The 21,005-nt window shown below is 53.2% G+C and carries 20 protein-coding genes; 9 read left to right on the top strand and 11 right to left on the bottom strand.

The window, feature by feature from the left end:
* Positions 1-42 precede the first annotated feature (42 nt).
* Positions 43-1,845: a sugar phosphorylase gene (locus ETV65_RS18995; RefSeq protein WP_129954665.1), complete on the top strand. Its 1,803-nt coding sequence runs from the start codon at positions 43-45 to the stop codon at positions 1,843-1,845.
* Here the strand turns inward: ETV65_RS18995 and ETV65_RS19000 are convergent.
* Positions 1,826-2,296, bottom strand: coding sequence for a YhcH/YjgK/YiaL family protein (locus ETV65_RS19000; protein WP_129954666.1), 471 nt, complete (start codon positions 2,294-2,296; stop codon positions 1,826-1,828). The genes ETV65_RS18995 and ETV65_RS19000 overlap by 20 nt on opposite strands.
* A gap of 380 nt (positions 2,297-2,676) precedes the next feature.
* Between ETV65_RS19000 and pyrB the strand changes: the two genes are divergently transcribed.
* The 8 genes from pyrB (at position 2,677) to ETV65_RS19040 (ending at position 9,816) form a co-directional block, all read left to right on the top strand.
* Positions 2,677-3,612, top strand: coding sequence for an aspartate carbamoyltransferase (pyrB, locus tag ETV65_RS19005; RefSeq protein ID WP_129954667.1), 936 nt, complete (start codon positions 2,677-2,679; stop codon positions 3,610-3,612).
* Between the two features lie 19 nt (positions 3,613-3,631).
* Positions 3,632-4,096 carry an aspartate carbamoyltransferase regulatory subunit gene (gene pyrI / locus ETV65_RS19010; protein WP_013577172.1) on the top strand — a complete coding sequence of 155 codons (465 nt, stop codon included), beginning with the start codon at positions 3,632-3,634 and terminating at the stop codon, positions 4,094-4,096.
* Positions 4,097-4,151: 55 nt separating this feature from the next.
* The gene (gene ridA, locus ETV65_RS19015; RefSeq protein WP_056776488.1) at positions 4,152-4,538 is read left to right on the top strand and encodes a 2-iminobutanoate/2-iminopropanoate deaminase; all 387 of its coding nucleotides are present in this window, start codon (positions 4,152-4,154) and stop codon (positions 4,536-4,538) included.
* 208 nt (positions 4,539-4,746) lie between these two features.
* On the top strand, positions 4,747-6,198 hold the full coding sequence (locus tag ETV65_RS19020) for a circularly permuted type 2 ATP-grasp protein (RefSeq protein WP_129954854.1): 1,452 nt from the start codon (positions 4,747-4,749) through the stop codon (positions 6,196-6,198).
* On the top strand, positions 6,192-7,133 hold the full coding sequence (locus ETV65_RS19025; protein WP_129954668.1) for an alpha-E domain-containing protein: 942 nt from the start codon (positions 6,192-6,194) through the stop codon (positions 7,131-7,133). The genes ETV65_RS19020 and ETV65_RS19025 overlap by 7 nt, the downstream gene beginning before the upstream one ends.
* The gene (locus ETV65_RS19030; protein WP_129954669.1) at positions 7,133-7,927 is read left to right on the top strand and encodes a transglutaminase family protein; all 795 of its coding nucleotides are present in this window, start codon (positions 7,133-7,135) and stop codon (positions 7,925-7,927) included. The genes ETV65_RS19025 and ETV65_RS19030 overlap by 1 nt, the downstream gene beginning before the upstream one ends.
* A gap of 26 nt (positions 7,928-7,953) precedes the next feature.
* Positions 7,954-8,685: a proteasome-type protease gene (locus ETV65_RS19035; protein ID WP_129954670.1), complete on the top strand. Its 732-nt coding sequence runs from the start codon at positions 7,954-7,956 to the stop codon at positions 8,683-8,685.
* A gap of 99 nt (positions 8,686-8,784) precedes the next feature.
* Positions 8,785-9,816: a LacI family DNA-binding transcriptional regulator gene (locus tag ETV65_RS19040; protein ID WP_129954671.1), complete on the top strand. Its 1,032-nt coding sequence runs from the start codon at positions 8,785-8,787 to the stop codon at positions 9,814-9,816.
* A 44-nt stretch (positions 9,817-9,860) separates the two neighbouring features.
* Here the strand turns inward: ETV65_RS19040 and ETV65_RS19045 are convergent, their stop codons facing one another.
* From ETV65_RS19045 to ETV65_RS19090, 10 genes are all read right to left on the bottom strand, one after another.
* Positions 9,861-10,871 (bottom strand): OmpG family monomeric porin, encoded by a 1,011-nt coding sequence (locus ETV65_RS19045; protein ID WP_129954672.1) that lies wholly within the window; start codon positions 10,869-10,871, stop codon positions 9,861-9,863.
* Positions 10,872-10,969: 98 nt separating this feature from the next.
* On the bottom strand, positions 10,970-12,058 hold the full coding sequence (gene ugpC, locus ETV65_RS19050) for a sn-glycerol-3-phosphate ABC transporter ATP-binding protein UgpC (RefSeq protein ID WP_129954673.1): 1,089 nt from the start codon (positions 12,056-12,058) through the stop codon (positions 10,970-10,972).
* 9 nt (positions 12,059-12,067) lie between these two features.
* Positions 12,068-12,754 carry a beta-phosphoglucomutase gene (gene pgmB, locus ETV65_RS19055; RefSeq protein WP_129954855.1) on the bottom strand — a complete coding sequence of 229 codons (687 nt, stop codon included), beginning with the start codon at positions 12,752-12,754 and terminating at the stop codon, positions 12,068-12,070.
* Positions 12,744-14,990 carry a glycosyl hydrolase family 65 protein gene (locus tag ETV65_RS19060; protein ID WP_129954674.1) on the bottom strand — a complete coding sequence of 749 codons (2,247 nt, stop codon included), beginning with the start codon at positions 14,988-14,990 and terminating at the stop codon, positions 12,744-12,746. The genes pgmB and ETV65_RS19060 overlap by 11 nt, the downstream gene beginning before the upstream one ends.
* Complete coding sequence (locus ETV65_RS19065) at positions 14,987-16,045, bottom strand: Gfo/Idh/MocA family oxidoreductase (RefSeq protein ID WP_129954675.1); 1,059 nt, start codon at positions 16,043-16,045, stop codon at positions 14,987-14,989. The genes ETV65_RS19060 and ETV65_RS19065 overlap by 4 nt, the downstream gene beginning before the upstream one ends.
* 15 nt (positions 16,046-16,060) lie before the next feature.
* Positions 16,061-16,852, bottom strand: a complete 792-nt coding sequence (locus ETV65_RS19070) for a sugar phosphate isomerase/epimerase (RefSeq protein WP_129954676.1) — start codon at positions 16,850-16,852, stop codon at positions 16,061-16,063.
* Between the two features lie 12 nt (positions 16,853-16,864).
* Positions 16,865-17,917 (bottom strand): zinc-binding alcohol dehydrogenase, encoded by a 1,053-nt coding sequence (locus tag ETV65_RS19075; RefSeq protein ID WP_129954677.1) that lies wholly within the window; start codon positions 17,915-17,917, stop codon positions 16,865-16,867.
* Between the two features lie 43 nt (positions 17,918-17,960).
* On the bottom strand, positions 17,961-18,806 hold the full coding sequence (locus tag ETV65_RS19080; RefSeq protein WP_129954678.1) for a carbohydrate ABC transporter permease: 846 nt from the start codon (positions 18,804-18,806) through the stop codon (positions 17,961-17,963).
* Complete coding sequence (locus tag ETV65_RS19085; protein ID WP_129954679.1) at positions 18,793-19,674, bottom strand: sugar ABC transporter permease; 882 nt, start codon at positions 19,672-19,674, stop codon at positions 18,793-18,795. The genes ETV65_RS19080 and ETV65_RS19085 overlap by 14 nt, the downstream gene beginning before the upstream one ends.
* Before the next feature lie 30 nt (positions 19,675-19,704).
* Positions 19,705-20,997 carry an extracellular solute-binding protein gene (locus ETV65_RS19090; RefSeq protein ID WP_240782864.1) on the bottom strand — a complete coding sequence of 431 codons (1,293 nt, stop codon included), beginning with the start codon at positions 20,995-20,997 and terminating at the stop codon, positions 19,705-19,707.
* Between the last annotated feature and the right edge of the window lie 8 nt (positions 20,998-21,005).

Below are 21,005 nucleotides of genomic sequence, written 5' to 3' on the forward strand. Positions count from 1 at the left end.
GCGTTTCATCAAAAAAACAAAAATGCAGAAGAAGGAACCGATATGAGCTCAGTGAATCTTGAGTATGTTCTGCGGCTGGAAAGCCTGCTAAGCAGGATTTACCCCCGGGAACACATCGCCGACCTGCTGAAAAAAATCCTGCATCTCGCCGACAAATGGAATTACGGCAAACACCGCACCACCGGCTGGGTGGATGGCACCAACGTTTATCTGATTACTTATGGCGATAATATCCGTCACGGCGAGCAACCACCGCTGGCGACGCTCAATCACTTCGCCAACACCTATCTGCGCGACATCATCAGTGATATCCATATACTGCCGATGTATCCCTACAGTTCGGACGATGGATTCAGCGTCATTGACTACCGGCGGATCGATGAACATCTCGGCGGCTGGTCAGATATTCATCACCTTTCGGCCAATTTCAACCTGATGTTTGACTGCGTGATCAATCATATTTCACGCTCAAGCGAGTGGATGAAAGGCTATCTGCATGACGATCCGTATTACAAAGATTACTTTATTGCCGCTAATCCTGAGCTGGATTACAGCCGCGTCGTACGCCCGCGCGCTTCACCGCTGCTCTCACCATTTATCAAAACCGACGGCACCGAGTTATATCTGTGGACGACGTTCAGTGAAGACCAGGTGGATATTAATTTCAAAAATCCGCAGGTCCTGCTGGAAAGCATCGATGTGCTGTTGCAGTACGCCGCCAGCGGCGGGCAGTCGATCCGCCTTGATGCGATTGGCTATATCTGGAAGGAGGCCGGGACGCGCTGTATTCACATGCCTCAGGCGCACAATATTATTAAAGTCTGGCGCACCATTCTCGATGAAGTGATCCCCGGCACGCGGATCATTACGGAAACCAACGTCCCGCATCACGAAAATATCAGTTATTTCGGCGAAGGTGACGAGGCACATATGGTGTATCAGTTCCCGCTGCCGCCGCTGACCTTGTACGCTTTTCTGCGTCAGGACACCACCACACTGACCCAGTGGGCGAAGAGCCTGAATGCAGAAGCGCGTTACCCGGACACCACCTATTTCAACTTCCTTGCCAGCCACGACGGCATCGGTTTACGCCCGACCGAAACCTTCCTGACCGATGACGAACGTAAATACATGGCGCAGGAGACACTGCGTAAGGAAGGCCGTGTATCCTATAAAGACAACGGTGACGGCACGCATTCCCCTTACGAACTGAACATTAATTACCTGAGCGCGCTGACCGAGCCGGAAGACAGTACCGAAATGAAAGCCCGCAAGTTTCTGGCAGCCCAGGCGCTGTTGCTGTCGTTTATCGGCGTCCCGGCGATTTATATTCACAGCCTGCTGGGCAGTGAGAACGATCTTGACGGCATGCACCAGTCCGGGATCAACCGCCGTATCAACCGTAAAAAGTTGGATCTGACGACCCTTGAAGCTGAACTGGAAAAAAAAGACGGCTTGCGTGCCCGCATTTTTTACGGGTTACAGACACTCATCAGGCACCGCCGCGAACATCCGGCGTTTTCACCACAGGCTGGCCAGCGCGTGTTTGATCTGGGCAAATCCCTGTTTGCAATGGAACGCTATGATCCAAAAACTGAAGACCGGATCAGCTGCATATTCAATATCAGCGATCATTCTCAGATGTTGAAGCTGGCAGTCGAGGGGAAGGATCTGATTGGCGGAGAAGTGTTTAACGGCCAGATGCGTCTCCGGCCGTGGCAGGTAGTATGGATCAAACACAAACTCAAAGCGCCGGAACGCCTCGGCAGGCTGCGTCGCTGGCGGATGAAGCTGATCAAGCGCACAAAGCGCTACACAATAGGCATTAAGCGGACAATGCGCTGACGTTCATTTTCACCACGGCTTTACGTACGTTGGCCGGTTCGCCGACGGCGCACAGGGGTTTATGCACTTCGCCCGGATAAAACACCACGAAGTCACCGGTCTGCATGATCATGGTTTTTTCCTGCTCGCCAGCAGCCAGGAACGCAATGTCTTTATCTTCCAGCCAGTCGGTATCGACATACCCTGCCGGTAAATTGCTGAATGTCATGCCTTCGGTGCCGTTCAGCACAATCTGAATATCCAGATTACGCGCGTGGAATTCAGCACGGCGTTCAGCCTGCGGTGCCGTCGAATCATTGGAAATCAGCACAAAGACGTCGTCACCACGGATATCGTGTTTGCCCAGCGGCGTCTGTGGTGTGATGTGTTGTTTAACGTATTCAATGGCCTCGCGCAGTTCAGCGGGCAGATAAGGGACAAGATGCAGTTGGTTAATATTGCCGGTTATCATGGTATTCCCTTCGCTAATGTGAAAATGAAATAGTGTTTCAATGCCTGCACATGATAATGCACGCAAAGGCTACACCCTTTGATCCAGTTAACAGTTTTTGTCTCCGTTTTCCGTCATACCAATCGATTGCCTGCAAGGTATTTTTCCGCTTGATGTCGTCAATGACCCGCGTATAATGCGCCACAATTTGTCGGGAGAACCCATGAAAAATCGCCATGTTTTGTGCTCAGATCATCGACCAAACACTGTGCCGTCAGGCAGTCCGCTGCCGTTGTTCTCCCGTGGTATTACCGTTTTACTGAAAGCCCCTCATTGAGGGGCTTTTTTTTGTCCGGAATTTGAGCGCCATACTTTTATACGTAAAGCACAGGAGAATGACTATGGCTAATCCGCTGTATCAGAAAGACATCATTTCTATCAACGATCTCAGCCGCGAAGAGCTGGAACTGGTACTCGATACCGCTGCCAGCCTGAAAGCCAACCCGCAGCCTGAATTGCTGAAACACAAAGTGATCGCCAGTTGTTTCTTCGAAGCCTCAACCCGTACGCGCCTGTCATTTGAAACCTCAATGCATCGTCTGGGGGCCTCAGTGGTCGGTTTCTCCGACAGCAGCAACACATCGCTCGGTAAAAAAGGTGAAACACTGGCCGATACCATTTCGGTTATCAGCACCTACGTCGATGCGATTGTGATGCGTCATCCGCAGGAAGGCGCGGCACGTCTGGCAACCGAATTCTCCGGCGGTATTCCGGTACTCAACGCCGGTGACGGTGCGAACCAGCATCCGACACAAACCCTGCTGGATTTGTTCACCATCCAGGAAACGCAGGGGCGTCTCGATAACATCAAGATCGCCATGGTCGGTGACCTGAAATATGGCCGCACGGTGCATTCACTGGCGCAGGCGCTGGCAAAATTTAACGGCAACCGATTCTACTTTATCGCGCCGGATGCGCTGGCGATGCCGGGGTATATCCTGACGTTACTGGAAGAGAAAGGCATCGAATACAGCCTGCACAGCAGCATTGATGAAGTGGTCTCTGAAATCGACATTCTGTACATGACCCGCGTGCAAAAAGAGCGTCTTGATCCGTCGGAATACGCCAACGTGAAAGCGCAGTTTGTCCTGCGGGCGGCTGACCTGACGGATGCTCAGCCGCACCTGAAAGTGCTTCACCCGCTGCCGCGCATCGACGAAATCACGCCGGATGTCGATAAAACGCCGTATGCCTGGTATTTCCAGCAGGCCGGTAACGGAATTTTTGCGCGTCAGGCTTTGCTGGCGCTGGTTCTGAACGCAGACACTGCACAGTAAACTTGAGGAGAAAACGATTATGACACACGACAATAAACTTCAGGTTGAAGCGATCAAATGCGGTACGGTCATCGACCATATTCCGGCGCAGGTCGGATTTAAGCTCCTGTCTCTGTTCAAGTTTACCCAAACGGAGCAGCGTGTCACCGTTGGCCTGAATCTGCCTTCCGGTGAGCTGGGCCGTAAAGACATCATTAAAATCGAAAACACCTTCCTGACCGATGAACAGGTCAATCAGCTGGCGGTGTATGCACCGCGTGCGACGGTGAACCGCATCGATAATTACGACGTAGTGAAAAAGCTGATGCCAACGCTGCCGGACCGTATCGTTGGTGTTCTGCGCTGCCCGAACGGCAACTGTATCAGCCGTTTTGAACCGGTGGATTCCAGCTTTGCGGTGAAACAACGTGCAGACGGCGTGCACCTGAAATGCAAATACTGCGAGAAAGAGTTTGAGCATCAGGTGGTGCTCAATAACGACTGAGCCTTTATACTGGGGGATAACTTCTCGTTCCCCTTAACTCAAATCAGGAGACATTATGTCCCGCGAAATCAGCACTGAAAACGCCCCGGCCGCTATCGGTCCTTATGTTCAGGGTGTGGATCTGGGCAGCATGATCATCACTTCCGGTCAGATCCCTGTGGATCCTAAAACCGGTGCAGTCGCTGACGACATTGCTGCACAGGCGCGTCAGTCACTGGAAAACGTTCAGGCGATCGTGGAAGCCGCCGGCCTGAAAGTGTCAGATATCGTGAAAACGACCGTTTTCGTAAAAGATCTGAACGACTTTGCCACCGTTAACGCCACTTACGAAGCCTTCTTCACTGAGCATAATGCGCCATTCCCGGCCCGTTCTTGCGTAGAGGTGGCCCGTCTGCCAAAAGATGTGAAAATCGAAATCGAAGCCATCGCCGTCCGCCGTTAAACCGCGTCAGTGATGCACCAGACCAGCCTGCGGGCTGGTTTTTTTTGCCCTGTTTTCAGGCAAACAAACTTCACCTCGCCCTATAATTAAGCAGACCGGCCTCATTTCCCCCATTTTTCAGCCCGTTTTGCACGCTGGCACACTTTATGCCTGATCTTCATTGTTATTGAACGATTCAATTGCAGCCTGTCCAGTTTGTGAGGTGATGATGATCAAGATTGACCTTTCCGATTCACCCTTTTTTGATGAGATGTTAATGGCTGAAGGCAAACACCGCAGCCATTATCAGGCCTACTGGCAATGGTTGCAGCAAGCCGATCAACAGGCAGTCCAGCGCAAAAAAGAGGAAGCCGCGCTGTTGTTTCACCGGGTGGGGATTACCTTTAATGTTTATGGCGAAGATGATGGCGCGGAACGGCTGATCCCGTTCGACAGCGTGCCGCGCATTATTCCGGCCAGTGAATGGCAAATGCTCGATCGCGGGATCCGTCAGCGGGTTCAGGCGCTGAATGCCTTTTTGCATGATATTTATCATGACCAGAAGATCCTCAAAGCGGGGATCGTGCCCACTGAACAGGTACTGGCCAACGATCAGTATCAGCCGTGCATGCAGGGTATTGATCTTCACCGGGACACTTACGCGCACATTGCCGGCACCGACATGGTGCGGGGAGGCGATGGCGAATACTACGTGCTGGAAGACAACCTGCGTACGCCGTCCGGCGTGTCTTACATGATGGAAAACCGCAAAATGATGATGCGGCTATATCCTGAATTGTTTGCCGAGCAGCGTATCGCACCGGTTTCCCGCTACCCTTCCCATTTACTGCAAACCCTGCGCGAAAGCACGACCGTCAACGATCCGACCGTCGTGGTGCTCACGCCGGGGCGTTTTAACAGTGCGTATTTTGAGCACAGTTTCCTTGCCCAGCAAATGGGCGTTGAGCTGGTGGAAAGCGTCGATCTGTTCGTGAAAGACGGCGCGGTGTTTATGCGTACCACCGCCGGACCGTGCAAAATTGACGTGATTTACCGGCGTATCGATGACGCATTCCTTGATCCGCTGGCGTTCCGCGCCGACTCGATGCTCGGCGTACCGGGTTTGCTTTCCGTGTATCGCTCTGGCGGCGTGGTGCTGGCCAATGCGATCGGCACCGGCGTGGCGGACGACAAATCGATCTACCCGTATGTACCGGATATGATCCGCTACTATCTGGCCGAAGAACCGATCCTCAATAATGTGCCGACCTGGCAATGCCGCAAGGAAAGCGATCTGTCTTTCGTGCTGGCGAATCTGGAAAAAATGGTGGTGAAGGAGGTTCATGGTGCAGGCGGTTACGGCATGCTGATTGGCCCGACGGCCAGTAAAGCGGAAATTGAACGCTTCCGCGAATTACTGCGCACCCGCCCGGAAAACTACATCGCACAGGAAACGCTGGCGCTTTCCACCTGCCCGACTTTCGTGGGGGACGGGCTGGCTCCGCGTCATATCGACCTGCGGCCTTTTGCCCTGAGCGGTGCGGAAATCCGGCTGGTACCGGGCGGATTAACCCGCGTGGCGCTGGCTGAAGGCTCGCTGGTCGTGAACTCATCTCAGGGCGGCGGCACCAAAGACACCTGGGTACTGGAAGAGAATCCGACGGAGGATGACGCATGCTAAGCAGAACAGCCAGCGAACTGTACTGGATGGCGCGTTATCTGGAACGCGCCGAGAATATTGCACGTCTGCTGGACGTGACCAATAAGCTGTCGCTGATGTCGATTCGTGACGTCAACGCACGCGATGAAAACAATGATTTGCTGGTGCCGCTGACCATGACCGGCACACGGACATTATTCAACGAGCATTATCCGCAGGAATCCATGGGCAATCTGCTCAACTTCTTCGCGCTGGACAGTTCCAACCACAGCAGCATTTTCAGTTGTCTGCAAATGGCCTGGAACAATGCGCATGCGGTGCGCGGCAGCCTTTCTTCTGAAGTCTGGGAAAGCATTAATGCCACCTGGATCGAGATGAAACTGATCCGCCGTCAGGGCGTGGGTTCTGCCGGTGCGGACGCTTTCTTCGACTGGGTTAAAGAGCGCTCACACCTGTTCCGCGGTGCCATGTTCGGTACATTACTGCGCAGTGATGCCCTGAACTTTATCCGTCTCGGCACCATGCTTGAGCGTGCAGACAGTACCGCCCGTTTGCTGGATGCCAAAAATCAGTTGCTGAATGCTGATGAAGATCCGGTGCGCGAATATTACCGGATGGATACCCTGCTGCGTGCGGTCAGCGCCCGCGAGGCATTCCACACACTTTACAAGCAGCAACTCAGCCAGAAACATATTGCAGAGCTGCTGATACTGCGCCGCGAATTACCGCGATCCTTACTTTCCTGTGTCGAAATCATGGCTGAACAACTTGAAGAAATCGGGGGTAGCGCAGGCAATCTGCCACGCCGCCGTGTCCACACCCTGCACGCTCAGCTTCGTTTCACTGAAATGGACGAGATCGTTGAAATGGGTCTCAGCCCGTGGTTAATGCAGTTTCTGGATCAGACCAATGCCATCGCTGAGAGCATTCATCAAACCTATCTGGAGGCTCAATAATGAAACTGAATGTCACGCATCAGACGCATTACAGCTATGCACAACAAGTTAAACACAGCACGCAATATCTGCGCCTCACGCCGCAGGATTCCAGCCATCAAAAGATTTTGTCATGGGATCTGACTTTGCCGGAATACGCTACCCGCACGCTGGATGCCTACGGCAACGTATTGCATGTCCTGACGCTCGATCAGCCTCATCAGGCGATCACCATTGAAGCCAACGGTGTGGTCGAGATAGAAGACAATACCGAGGACGACCATTGCGGACATCTCTCGCCACTGGTGTTTTTGCGCACCAGCCCGCTGACGTTGGCCGACGGCGCAATCCGCGATTTCGCCAGCCGTTATTACCGGCCACAGGCGCAGCACGAAAGTCTGTGCAACCTGATGGGCGAGTTGTTGCTGAAAATGCCTTACAACCCCGGCAGCACCACGGTAAAAGACAGCGCCTCACAAGCCTTTTCCGCACAAACGGGCGTATGTCAGGATCACACGCACGTTTTCCTCGCCTGTTGCCGCAGCCTGGGCATTCCGGCGCGCTACGTCAGCGGCTATCTTTACTCGGAAGATTCAACGCATGTGGCGATGCACGCCTGGGCGGAAGCCTGGCTGGATGACCGCTGGCAGAGCTTTGATGTCACCAACAACACCTGCAAACCGAATCAGCATTTGAAACTGGCTATCGGCATAGATTATCTTGATGCATGCCCGGTCCGCGGTATCCGGTTGGGCGGAGGAAGCGAAGATATGCGTACTGTCGCGGCCGTTGCTATGCTTGACGTTCCGCAATGACCCTGAATCCCTGAGGAAACATTTTTATGACTTACTGTGTGGCCATGCGCTTGTCCTCTGGCCTGGTGTTTGTTTCAGATTCACGCACCAATGCCGGAGTGGACCATATTTCCACCTTCCGTAAGCTGCATGTTTTTCATCAAAGCGATGAACGCGTGCTGGTGATTCAGAGCGCCGGAAATCTGGCGACCACACAGAGTATTATCAGTCTGCTGCATCGCCGCTGTGTAGATGATGAGCGGGAAAACCTGCTGAACGTGAAATCGCTCTACGATGCCGCCAGCCTGCTGGGTGAAACGGTGCGTGAAGTGATTGCGCGTGACAGCGGCGCAAACCAGGGCGGCAACACGGATTTCAGCTGCAACCTGTTGCTCGGTGGCCAGATTAAGGGGGAGGGCCAGCGGCTGTTCCACATTTATCCGCAGGGGAATTTCATCGAAGCCACGCACGACACGCCGTATTTCCAGATTGGTGAAAGTAAGTACGGCAAACCGATTATCGATCGCGTACTGAGTTACGACACCGCGCTGGATCAGGCCATGCAATGTGCGCTGATTTCGATGGATTCCACATTACGCAGCAATCTTTCCGTCGGCCTGCCACTGGATGTGATGACCTATCCGACAGACAGTTTCAACGCTGCGCAACAGCACCGGATCACCGAAACACATCCGTATTTCGACATGATCCGCAAAGGCTGGGGCGAAGGCCTGCTGAGTATTTTTGCGCAGTTGCCGCCGCTGAAATTAGACGAGTAACAAACCGCCACATCGGGTCTGGGGAAAATGGACAACCTCAGACCTGCCCCGTATTATCCCTATCCCGTCCTTAATACGGATATTTGAGGTGCATATATTGTGGCAGTCACTATTTATGATATTGCCCGTCTGGCAAAAGTGTCCAAGTCTACCGTTTCCAGAGTTATCACCAACCAGACCAATATTTCGCCAGATGCCCGGGAGCGCGTGCTGGATGCCATCCGCACACTGAATTATCAGCCAAGTAAACTTGCGCGGGCGCTGACGTCCAAAGGTTTTGATGCGATTCTGGTGATTTCCACCCGTTCGACCAAAACCACCGCCGGTAACCCTTTCTTCTCCGAAATATTGCAATCCATTGCCCTGAGAGCTGAAGAAGAGGGTTTTGATGTTATTTTGCAAACATCCAAAAATAGCGAAGAAGATTTGCAAAAGTGTGTCGCGAAAATAACTGAAAAAATGGTGAAAGGCGTGATAATGCTCAGTTCGCCTGCCGATGAATATATCCTGGAGCAACTGGATAATTGTCAGGTGCCGGTGATGGTGATTGGCAATATTGAAGGAACGTATCAGCACGTTTTCTCCGTCGATACCGATAATTTTCAGGACAGCTACCGGCTGACAGAACATCTTATTTCGCTCGGTCACCAGGATATTGCCTGCCTGCACGCGCCGCTGGATTACCACGTATCCATTGATCGTCTTGCGGGATATAAGCGCGCCATGCAGGATGCCGGTCTGCCCGTGCAACCCGACCTGATGATTGACGGCGGTTATACCACAGAAAGTGCCTATCTGGCGGCGACAACATTATTGCAATGTGCCCGTCCGCCGACAGCCGTTTTCGCCACCGATGCCGTGAAAGTCATGAGCATTTACCGTGCGGCCCATGAACAGAAAAAGATCATCCCCGACGAAATTTCCATCACCGGTTACAGCAGTGACAATATTTCCCCCCTCCTTTCTCCGGGGCTTACTGGCATTGAAATTCCTATCCGCGAGTTAGGCTGTCAGGGTTGCGGTTTATTATTCGATAAAATTTTTGACCGCCCCGGCACTCACTCCCGCACGCTGGTGCCGACCCAATTGGTGGTGAATCATTCCGCCATACCGCTCGCGGCCAGAAAATAAAAACCCCAACCGGAAAAACGGCTTCCGGTTGGGGATGAGAGGCATCAGAAAGAATAGGTCACACCGACACCGGTATAATGGAATTTGGTCTTCGCATTGGCGCTGGCATCGGTATTATCGTGCAGCTGCAATTCGTAGGCATATTCCAGTGAGATGGCAAAACCGTTAGGTAAAGGCTGATTGATTAACAGCCCGAATCGCGTATCAGTTTCGCCCTCACGCTCTGCGCGGTCATCATTGTAATAATAGGTATCCAGCGTCCGGCGGGCATAAGGTGTAAGCACGGTTTTCCCGCCGGAGAACAGATCGACACTCACCGGCAAATAGATACGCGCCTCCTGTTTGGCGAATTCGCCACGCTGGCTGTCACCGGTATTCCATCCGCGATCTAAATAATAACTGACCTGCATTGCGATATCGTCGGTGAAGCTGTATTTCAAACCCGTCTCACCTTCAAGCTCTTTATTCAGATAGCCGTTATCATCCATACTATTATAATAATTATACAACGCCATCCAGCCGTTATATTTCAACGCAGGACTGAGTGAAACCGACCAGTCTGGCTGAATGGTATAACGCTGGGTATTATAAGAACTGCCCTCTTTCTTCTTATCTTCATTATATTGCCACTGGTAGTTCCTGAAACCGAGCATCAGCCCCAGTGCATAATCTGCATTATCGGCAAACTGATAATGCGCATCGAATTCAACCTGATTAAACCAGTCGCTGCGTGTGTTTTGGGAATAATCAACATTATGATCTTCCTGATAAAACGCGCCGTATAAGTTCCACTTTCCTTTGCTGAAGTTAACAAATACCGTGGGTTCATAAGCGCCGTCTTTATCGCCCTGACCTTCTGTGTTCTCAGTTTCCTGCATGGCACCGATCTGCACCTGCCAGGGTTCGGCAGGTAACGCTGCGTTGCCGATCGGTACCGGTGTCAGCATTTCCGGTGAGTTATAATCTTCATTTTTATTCACGCTTTCGCTCTCAGCGGAAAAAGCCGACGAGCAGACCGCGCCGCATAATAATGCGGCAGCCACTTTTATTTTCATTATAATAATTCCTTTTACAGTAGGGACGGATGGATATTAAAAAACAGCTAACCTCTTTTAAAATTCGTATTATTTATACATGTTAGTGAAATGGATTATTAATCTGCGGTAATCACTTGCTCTGTTTCACCATCAAAGAAATGACATTTATTTATATCAAAGCGCAGGGGTAATAATTGCCCGGCCTGATAATCGGTATTCGCGTTTGAACGGCAAACAAACTCATGACCGCCAACCGAGCAATACAACATAAATTCTGCACCGGTCAGTTCAGCCACTGTAATTCGCGCATCAAAATGTGCACTCTGCTGCTCCGCACCGGCAATATCCTCAGGTCGGATACCGAGTACCAGCGGTTTACGCTGATAACCCTGCGTATTCAGTATCGCCAGTTTGTCTTCAGACACCGGAATACGCAGGCTTTCCGTTACGAAAAAGTCACCATCCAGCGCGCCGCGGATAAAGTTCATCGCCGGAGAACCAATAAAACCGGCCACAAACATATTTTGCGGATGGTTATAGACCGTCTTAGGCGCGCCAACCTGCTGGATAACGCCGTCTTTCATGACCACAATCCGCGTTGCCATGGTCATGGCTTCGGTCTGATCATGAGTGACATAAATCATTGTCGTATTGAGTTTATGATGCAGCTTGCTGATTTCAGCACGCATCTGTACCCGCAGCTTGGCATCAAGATTCGACAGCGGTTCGTCCATTAAAAAGACTTTGGCATCCCGCACAATGGCACGCCCGAGCGCAACCCGCTGACGCTGGCCGCCGGATAATGCCCCCGGACGTCGCGCCAGGTACTCATTCAGCCCGAGGATCTGCGCCGCATATTTCACCCGCTGGCTGATTTCCTCCGGCGCAATTTTTCTCAGCTTCAGGCCAAACGCCATGTTGTCGTACACCGACATATGCGGATACAGCGCATAGTTCTGAAATACCATGGCGATCTCGCGATCTTTCGGTGCGACGTCGTTCATCCGCACGCCGTCGATCAGCAGATCGCCGGAAGATATTTCCTCCAGCCCCGCGATCATGCGCAGGGTCGTGGATTTTCCGCAGCCGGAGGGGCCGACAAACACGATAAATTCTTTATCCGCGATCTCCAGATTAAAATCCTTCACCACGTGAACCTGCTTGTCGTAAATTTTCTGAATGTGTTGCAGTGTAATCTGAGCCATAATTTTCCCTTAAATGTCAGCGTGATGACGCAACCATTGCTGCCGGATAACTGCCCAAGACAGCCCCTCAGTAGAAGCCAGACGGTAATTTGCCCCTTCCAGCGTCGCACCAATGCCTATGGCGAAAATACCGCCGGCACGCAGGGCATCAATGCCCGCCTGCGCATCCTCAATCCCAACGGCATGTTGCGGCGAGATATTCAGCGCCTCGCAAACGTTGAGAAAAATTTCCGGATGGGGTTTGGAATGCGTGATACGGCGGGTGTCCGCGACATAATCGAAAGCCTGCTCCAGTCCCAGCGCCCTCAGCACCCGCGGGGCATTTTGTGAAACGGAAGCCAGACCGGTAAGCACACCCTGCTCGTGCAGCGTATGCAGCAATTCCCCCATCCCCGGCAAAATATCCGTCGTGGTCAGTCCGGCAAGTAAGCCGACATAATCAGCATTTTTCTCAGCAGCCATTGCGTCACATTCGGCCTGCGTAAAACTCCCGGTTTTTCCGCCCGAGGCGAGGATCCTCAGCAGTGATCCCTGACGACTGACGCCTTTGAGCTGCTCATTAAACCCAGTATCAATGTGGATCCCGATGCGCTGCGCCAGCCGTTGCCAGGCCATAAAGTGCAGATGGGCGGTATCCACCACCACACCGTCGAGGTCAAAAATGACGGCACGCGGCAGCAGGGGTTTAGTTTTCATCATGAGATCCTTCCAGAACGAGGCTTTCCGTAAACATATGAGAGATGCCGTTGATCCAGACCTTTAGCGGCCGGGCATCCGTTTTGCTGAGAGTAAGTTGCTGTGGTTCGAGGGTGACCATCAGGCGCGTTCCGCGCCAGTTCAGGGGGAACTGCAACCGCGTCCAGCCCTGCGGCAGTGAGGGCCAAAAATGCAGTTCACCCGACTGATAATCCAGCCCCGCAAACCCCATCAGTGCCCCTGTCCAGATAGCCGCAGCGGCTGCCGCATGAATGCCGTCATCCGAAGAATGAGGTTCCTCGCCCAGATCGATGCGGCACGCCTCGCGGTAAAACTGCAATGCCAGCGCTGTTTGCCCGGTCCGGGCGGCAACAATCGCATGCACCGATTTGCTCAGCGAAGAATCATGAATCGTACGCGGTTCATAAAAACGGAGATTGGCAGCCTGGCATTGTGGCGTGAACTGCGCGGGCAGCAGTTGCATGAGCATGACCACATCGGCCTGTTTGAGGATCTGCATCTCGTTGATTTCTGCACGGGAATAGTCCAGCAAAATGGCCTGTGTACCCTGCCGGGATTTATAGGGAGTCAGGTCGCACTGAGGTTTGCTGAGAAAGGAATCATCCTGCGCGATCACGCCCTGCGCATCGGGCTGCGGCAGGTACAGGTGCGTCAGGAAATCTTCCGCCTGTGTGAAAAATGCAGCATCCTGGTGATTAAATGCCTGCAAATACCGGCAGGCTTCCCGGACGTTGTACTGCGCCATATAATTGGTAAACGCATTATTATCAATATGTTCAGTATATTCATCCGGCCCGATGACGTTGAGAATTACCCACCGGTCCCCACGCCGTTCAGTGCGGCTCATCCAGAACAGGGCTGTCTCTTTCAGCAACGCCAGCCCCATTTGTTGCATAAATTCAGCGTCGCGCGTGGCCTGAAAATAGCCCACCGTGGCATAGGCGATATCCGCCACCAGATGATGCTCAGCTAACGCTGATGCCACCCGTTGCCGCTGACCGGTGCGGATATTGATCGCCGCGAATTCCGGCGTTTCCTCTTTCCCGCTGAACGCACTTTCCCACGGGAACAGCGCTCCCTGATAGCCGTTACACCTGGCTTTCTCCTGCGCCTGCACCAGATTCCGATAGCGGTATTCCAGCAGTTTTCGCGCCTGTCCGGGCGCGTTCAGCAGCGCAAAAGGCAGGATAAATATTTCGGTATCCCAGAATACATGCCCTTTATAGCCTTCGCCGGTCAGTCCTTTCGCCGCCACACTGGCACGCGCATCATGCGCCGGGATCATCAGCTTCAGGTGATAAAGCGCAAAATCCAGTGCACGCTGATCCTGTGGATGATCTGACGCCACGCAGACCCGCGATGCCTGCCAGTAATGCTGCCAGTGACGGGTATTTTCCATCAGCAGTTGTCCGTAACCTTGCTGTGCATGCACCGTTAAGGCTTCCAGGCAGCGTGCAGCGAAGGTGTTTTCAGGCAGGAAGTCCGCATCGAGCGATGTGGCAATCCAGCTGAATTTCTCCAGCGTGACCGCTTCACCGGCAGATAACGGCAGGCCGATATGTTGTAATAACTGACGGTTTTTCGCCGAAAAACTGCTGCTGGCGCGGGCGGGAAACAGGCACTGGCTGGTGATGACCGCCTGCTGCTGGCCGTCTGTGGTCTCATACCAACCCTGTAAAACGTTTTGATCGAAAACCCGCACTGAGCGCTCGTTCAGATGCTGTCTGCCGCTGTTGGTCTGCGTGGCATCCATGCCGGTACTGACGCACAGATGCGCGTCAGTATCCAGTGCGGTGACCGTTAAACGGCTCGCCACCAGCATCAGCGGAGAAAGCGCCACAAAACGACGGGTTTCGATTTTGAACCGCTGCCCGGCGGGCGACTGCCACACCAGTTCGCGGTAAAGCTCGCCGTTCATGGTGCGCAGTTCGCGCTGACAGGCAATCAGGGTGCCGGAAAGCAACGATAAACTTTCGCCGTTCAGCTCAATACGCATGCCGGTAATATCCGGCAGATTGACCAGTTCGGTGACTTCCGTCGCATTCGCGCGGTGATAAAAACCCGCGACAAACATGCCCCGCTGCTGGTCGGTATAGGCTTCCTCGTGACAGCCACGGATGCCAATCCGGCCATTGCCACAGGCATGCAGGCTCGCGTACTTATTCAGGCGATGGGGTGAAAACGGTGCTTCGGGCAGGATCTGAGGCTGGATCATAAATACACACTCTCTCCCGACTCTGCCGACGCATAGATTGCCGCCACCAGTTGCTGGACCCGGTATCCCTGTTCAGCATTTGCAACATCTGCCCTGTCTCCGCGCACTGCCCCGACAAATGCCTGAACGCTGCGTGCATGGCGTTGATCGTCAGCAACGTCCCGGTGGAATAACCTCACCAGTTCGCCCTTTTCATCGGTATATACCTGTACAGGAAACAGCGTGGCACCGGCTTTATCACCGCAAAACTCAACGTTCATGACCGACTGTGGCTGTATGTTCAGCGCAAACGAAGTTTCCAGACGCAGCAACCCGCCGTTGCAAAACTCAATAGCGGCAAATACCGAATCTTCCACGCTGTATTTCTGCGGATCCCAGCGTCCGAACTGCCCTTCACTTTTACGGTTGCCGATTTTCTGAAACATCTGTGCGGTCACCTTGCGTACCGCCGGAAAACCGAGCACGTAGAGGGCGGCATCCAGCATATGAATGCCGATGTCGATCAGCGGTCCGCCGCCGGACTGCGTTTTATCCGTAAAATTTCCCCAGCCGGGCACACCGCAGCGGCGTAGTGCCCGTGCGGTGGTGACATAGACCTCACCCAGTTCACCGGCTGTGACTTTTGCGCGTAAAATGCGTGCATCTTCGGCGAAACGGTGGTGAAAATCATAGGCCAGTAACCGTCCGGCCTGTTCTGCTGCCTGCCACATTTCCAGCGCCTGTGCGGCGCTCATAGCCGGTGGTTTTTCACAGAACACATGACAGCCGTGCCGCAATGCCGTGATCACCTGCTGATGATGGAAAAGGTTGGGCGTACAAATGCTGACGATATCGGGATGTTCAGCCTCCAGCATTTCTTCCAGCGAGGTACAGGCGCGGGCGATACCGTTACGCTCTGCAAATGCCTGGGCGCGCGCCCTATCGCAGTCCACGACAGCCACCAGCTCAAGCCCCGGAAGCTGGCGGTAACAGGCCGCATGGACCTTTTCCGCCACCTGACCGGCACCGACCAGCGCCACTTTCAGCGTTCCTGCCGTACTCGTTATAAATTCCATTTTGCGGCCTGTCCGTCAGAGTAAATTGCGAAGATAGGTCAGTGAATCCTGATAAGCCTGTGCCGGATTTTCTGCCCGCACACGGCATTCGTAGACGATATAGCCGTCGTAACCATCTTCTTTCAGTTGCTGAAATGCGCGACCAAAATCAATACTGCCGCTGCCAGACTGGTAACGGTGATTGTCAGCAATGTGGACGTGGCCGAGCAGATCACGTTGCTGATGGAATGCAGCGCTGAGGCAGTCCTCCTCAATGTTCATATGGTAAAAGTCGCCGATGATTTTGACGTGCTCAAGCGCGCCTTCTTCGATATAACGGCGTGCCTCCGCCAGCGTGTTTATCATGTGATCCTGATAGCGGTTCAGCGGCTCCAGATACACCGTTGTGCCGGTGCGTCTGGCCACATTTTCCAGCTCCCGCAGGGATGCGCTGACCGCCAGACGGTCGCCCGCCTGACTGCGCGGCGAGGTCATCGGCGGCAGGCGATAGGTAAACATGCCCCAGGCGGCGGGCACGATGATCCCTTTACCGCCGGCCTGCGAAAGCGCTTCCAGAATCGCCGTGATTTGCTGCACCCCGTTCAGACGACGCTCTTCAATGAAATCGCCGATCCAACCCTCATAGCCGCCGCAGGCAGTGATCACCGGCAGGCCGGTTTCAGCAATGGCGGCTTTCACGTCGTCAAGATGGTTCACCAGCAATTTACCGTCGATCTCAAAGCCGTCGAAACCCATTGCCTTGATAAATTTGAATTTCTCCAGAATATTTTCCGGGAAGAACGCCTGATTTTGTGTACCGATTTTCATGTCTAAGTCCTTTTAGAAAGTGATGCCGAGTTTGATGCTCTGATCAGGATGTTGATCGACGTATTTCATGTAGCTTTCCGCGCTGTTGCTGAACGTGACCACCGGGTCGATCAGATCATCGCAGTTCAGGTAGCCGTTCATCAGCAGTTCCCAGCAGGCGTCTTCGATGCGTTTACGGCTCCAGCGGGGATAGTCAGGATTGGGTTCGCTGCATGCGCGGGAAAAGATGATTTTGGCGTTGTTGAAGTGGGCTTCCCGCCCGAGGTTAAAGCCTTCGGCGAAAGGTTTGGCAAAGGCGACATAAGATATAGTGCCGCCGTAAGCGATGCCGCGCAGCGCCGCCTGCAGGGCCTGGGCGTTGCCGCTGGTTTCGATAATGACGTCAGCACCCAGCTTGCCGGTGAGCTTTTTAATCTCCAGTCCGATGTCAGTGCCGATCGGATTAAACACTGCATCCGCGCCGTTTTTCAGCGCAATCTCCCCGCGTTTTTCCAGCGGATCGACGCCAATCACGATGCTCGCACCGGCCTTTTTCGCCAGTTGCACCGCAATTTGCCCGATGGCACCCAGCCCGACAATCACCACGAAATCCCCTACGCGGACATTGCCGTCGCGCACACCGCTCATGGCAAACTGTGCCGGGTCATAACAGACAGCGTTTTTCCATGAGGCACCGGCGGGCATTTTGCGTAATTTGTAATTGTTCACGGCGTTGACGATCACCGTTTCGCTCAGCGGTCCGTAGGTACAGACATCATCACCCAACGCGTAATCCGTCACCTCGTCGCCCCTTTCGCAGACGGTGCCCACCACCATGTTGCCGAGCTGGAATTCGCCGAACACAATACCCCGCGGCGCATCTGCCGGACGCGGCACAAACATGCCCCATTCAGCAGAAAATTCTTCGTCGATAAACGGGCTGACGCCGCGAAAATCTACCACTTCGGTGCCGTGTTTCGGTGCGCCAAATTTCACGCGAATTTTGACTTCATGTGCCGCGACCGGGCGGTCCGCATAATCCATCAGTTCAGCCACGCGCGGCTGGGTTGCGACCAGTTTTTTCATCGGATATTCCTTCATCTTTCATCAGTCAATTTAAGGGGTTACGTCAGCCTTTTACGCCGCCGTCGGTAAGATTGCCTTTGATAAAGCGCTCAGACAGTGCATACATCAGCACCACCGGCAGCGCGGTCACCAGCGAGGCGGCCATCATTCTTCCCCAGACATAATCCGGTGTACTGAACAGCGTGTTCAGTCCAACAGGCAGGGTGAAATTGGCGGAACTGGAGAGGAAAATCGAGGCAAAGAGATAGTCATTCCACGCCACCATAAAGCAGTACACAAATACCGAAATGATGCCGGAGATTGCCAGCGGCACGGTGATGTAGAAAATGATTTGCAGCCGGTTGAGGCCGTCCATCATTGCCGCTTCTTCAATATCGTGAGGAATGGTGTCGAAGTAACTTTTCAGCATAAACACCGCAGTCGGTAACGTCTGGACCACCATGGTGATCACCAGTGCAGTCGTGGTGTCGTAGAGTCCCAGTGCCGATATGATTTTAAACAGCGGTACCACCAGCAAAATGCCGGAAAACATGTAGACGGTATAAAAGCTGGCATTGATGGTGACGCGCCCTTTAAAACGCAGCCGCGACAACGCATAAGCGCCAAGGATGCCGAAAAACACGGCGATCACAGAGGCCAGCACCGACACGGTCAGGCTGTTTTTAAAATAACTGAGGAACGGGAAAATTTGCGGGTTGAAAATATCCACGTAATGGTGGAAATCCCACGCCTGCGGGAACAGCGTCGGATGGCGGGAAATCGCCTCTTTGCTGCTTTTGAACGAGGTCATCAGCATGATGAAAAACGGAAATAACATCACACCCAGAAAAATCAGCAGGCTGACATAAAAGCCCGCTTTGCGCAGGATCTTGCGGTTAGTTGCTGCCATTGATATTCACCCGTTTTCTGGCAAGAAGAATCACGATAAAGATCAGGGCAAACAGCACCATGGATATGGCAGCGGCTTTGCCTAAATCATTAAAAGCAAAGGCGGTTTTATAGAGATACACACCCAGAATATTGACTTTGTTGGTCAGCAGATAGACGTCAGCAAACATGTAGAACATCCAGATCGCGCGCAGCGTGACCACCGTTGCCAGTACCGGCATGATGGCGGGCAGCGTGACGATGCGGAATTTCTGCCAGGCATTGGCACCGTCCATACCTGCGGCTTCGTACAAGGATTTATCGACGGTCTGCAAAATCGCCAGAAATGAGATAAAGGCATAGGGGAAGTAGCGCCAGATGGCGAACAACACCACCAGAATAAAACTACTGACCGGGTTGTCGAACCACAGCGGGGCATCTCTGAACAGGTGCAACATGTCAGCCCCGATCACATTCACAATGCCGTAGCCATTGTTGAACATGTATTTCCAGGCGAATACCAGCGAAATGGAAGGCGTGACGTAGGACAATATCACCAGCGAACGCGCCGTTTTGCGAAAGCGGAACTGACGGTTAAAAAACAATGCGACGCCCAGCCCCAGCCCGGTGCTGCCCGCGACGACCAGCGCGGTGTACCAGAATGTCACCCACAGCGAATGATAAAATCCCGGGTCACTGAGAATGCTGAGGTAGTTATCCAGCCCGACAAACCGGTTATCGAGACGCGGATTCAGCGGGATTTGCAGAAAACTGATCTGAATATTCGACAGCATCGGATACGCCACCAGCAGCCCCAGCAAAAGGATGCTGGGGGCGAGCAGGAGCAGCGCAAACCGACCGTCAGAATGGTTAAATTTACGTAATTTCATCAACTTCCCTGAGAGTTCAGGCTCCTGCGTTTAGCGTTTTTGCATCAGTGTTTCGATACGCTTTTGCCCTTCCGCCAGCGACTGCTGCGGATCCTTCTTCCCGACGGTCACGCTATTGAGCATTTCGCTGAGTACTGCGGAGCCTGTGATATCGCCCATTGCCGCGAAGTTTTTCTCCCCAACGGAACCGAAGACCTGCACGTTAGCAAACTCGTTCACCAGCATTTGTGGCAGCGTGCCAAATGCCTTAATCACCGGGTTGTTTTGCCAGGTGGCGTTACCGGTCACGCCTTTGGTCACCGGTAACGCGGCACCCGGCGACATCAGCACCCACGCCGTGGCGTTATCCGGTTTTTCGAGGAAGCTCACCCACTGTTTGGCAGCTTCACGCTCAGGCGTATCCAGCCCGTTAGAAATGGTCAGTGAGGTGATGGTGCCGTAAACAGCTTTGGATTTTTCGGTCGGCACGGCAAACCCGAGATCGTCAGCTTTGCCTTCGCTGTATACCGCCGGAAGAATATAAGTGGAGTAAATTGCCATTGGCACCGTGCCGTTCATAAAGGCATCTTTGATTTCCATGACATCATTGGAGCCGGGCATGGAGAAGGTGGAGAGCTGACGGTAATAGGCCAGCGCCTGTTGCATTTCCGGCGTATTCACCGTGATTTGCCCCTGAGCATCAAAGACGTTGGCATTATTGGAAAGCGCAAACTGCGAGAAAGCCTGTTCGGTCAGGACACTTTCAGCAGTCGGTAACGCGATGCCGTATTTTTTCCGGGCGGGCTGATTAAATGCCGTGGCAATGCGGGTGATATCCTGCCAGTTTTGCGGCGCGGAAAATCCGGCCTCGGACAGTTGTGATTTGTTGTACCAGATCCCCTGTATCCAGCCGTGGATCGGAACGCCGGTATAGTGCTGGCCCTCTTCCGTGCGCACGATGCGTAATACGCCGGGATAAAACTGGTCTGCACCGATGCCGTCGATCACCTGCCTGATGGCATCACGGTCAATCAGTTGTTCCTGATCCATCACTTTGGCGTAATCGTGACTGACTTCGATAACGGCCGGCAGTGCGCCGGTACGGGCCAGCGTAATCACTTTGGTGTTGTAGGCGTCTTCTTCTACCGGCACCGGTTTAATGGTGATCTGCGGATTTTCCTGTTCAAATTGCGCGATCAGCTGATTAATCACCACCTGACGTTCCTGCTCGACCGAAGAATGCATAAACTCAATGGTAACTTGTTGCTCTTTAACATCCTCACAGGCCGATAAACATAATACGGATAAGACTAACGGGGCTATAAGGATATATTTTCTTTTCATTTTTATAT

This window comes from Rahnella sp. RFA10(1/100) (genome assembly GCF_004195115.1).
Lineage (GTDB): Bacteria > Pseudomonadota > Gammaproteobacteria > Enterobacterales > Enterobacteriaceae > Rahnella > Rahnella perminowiae.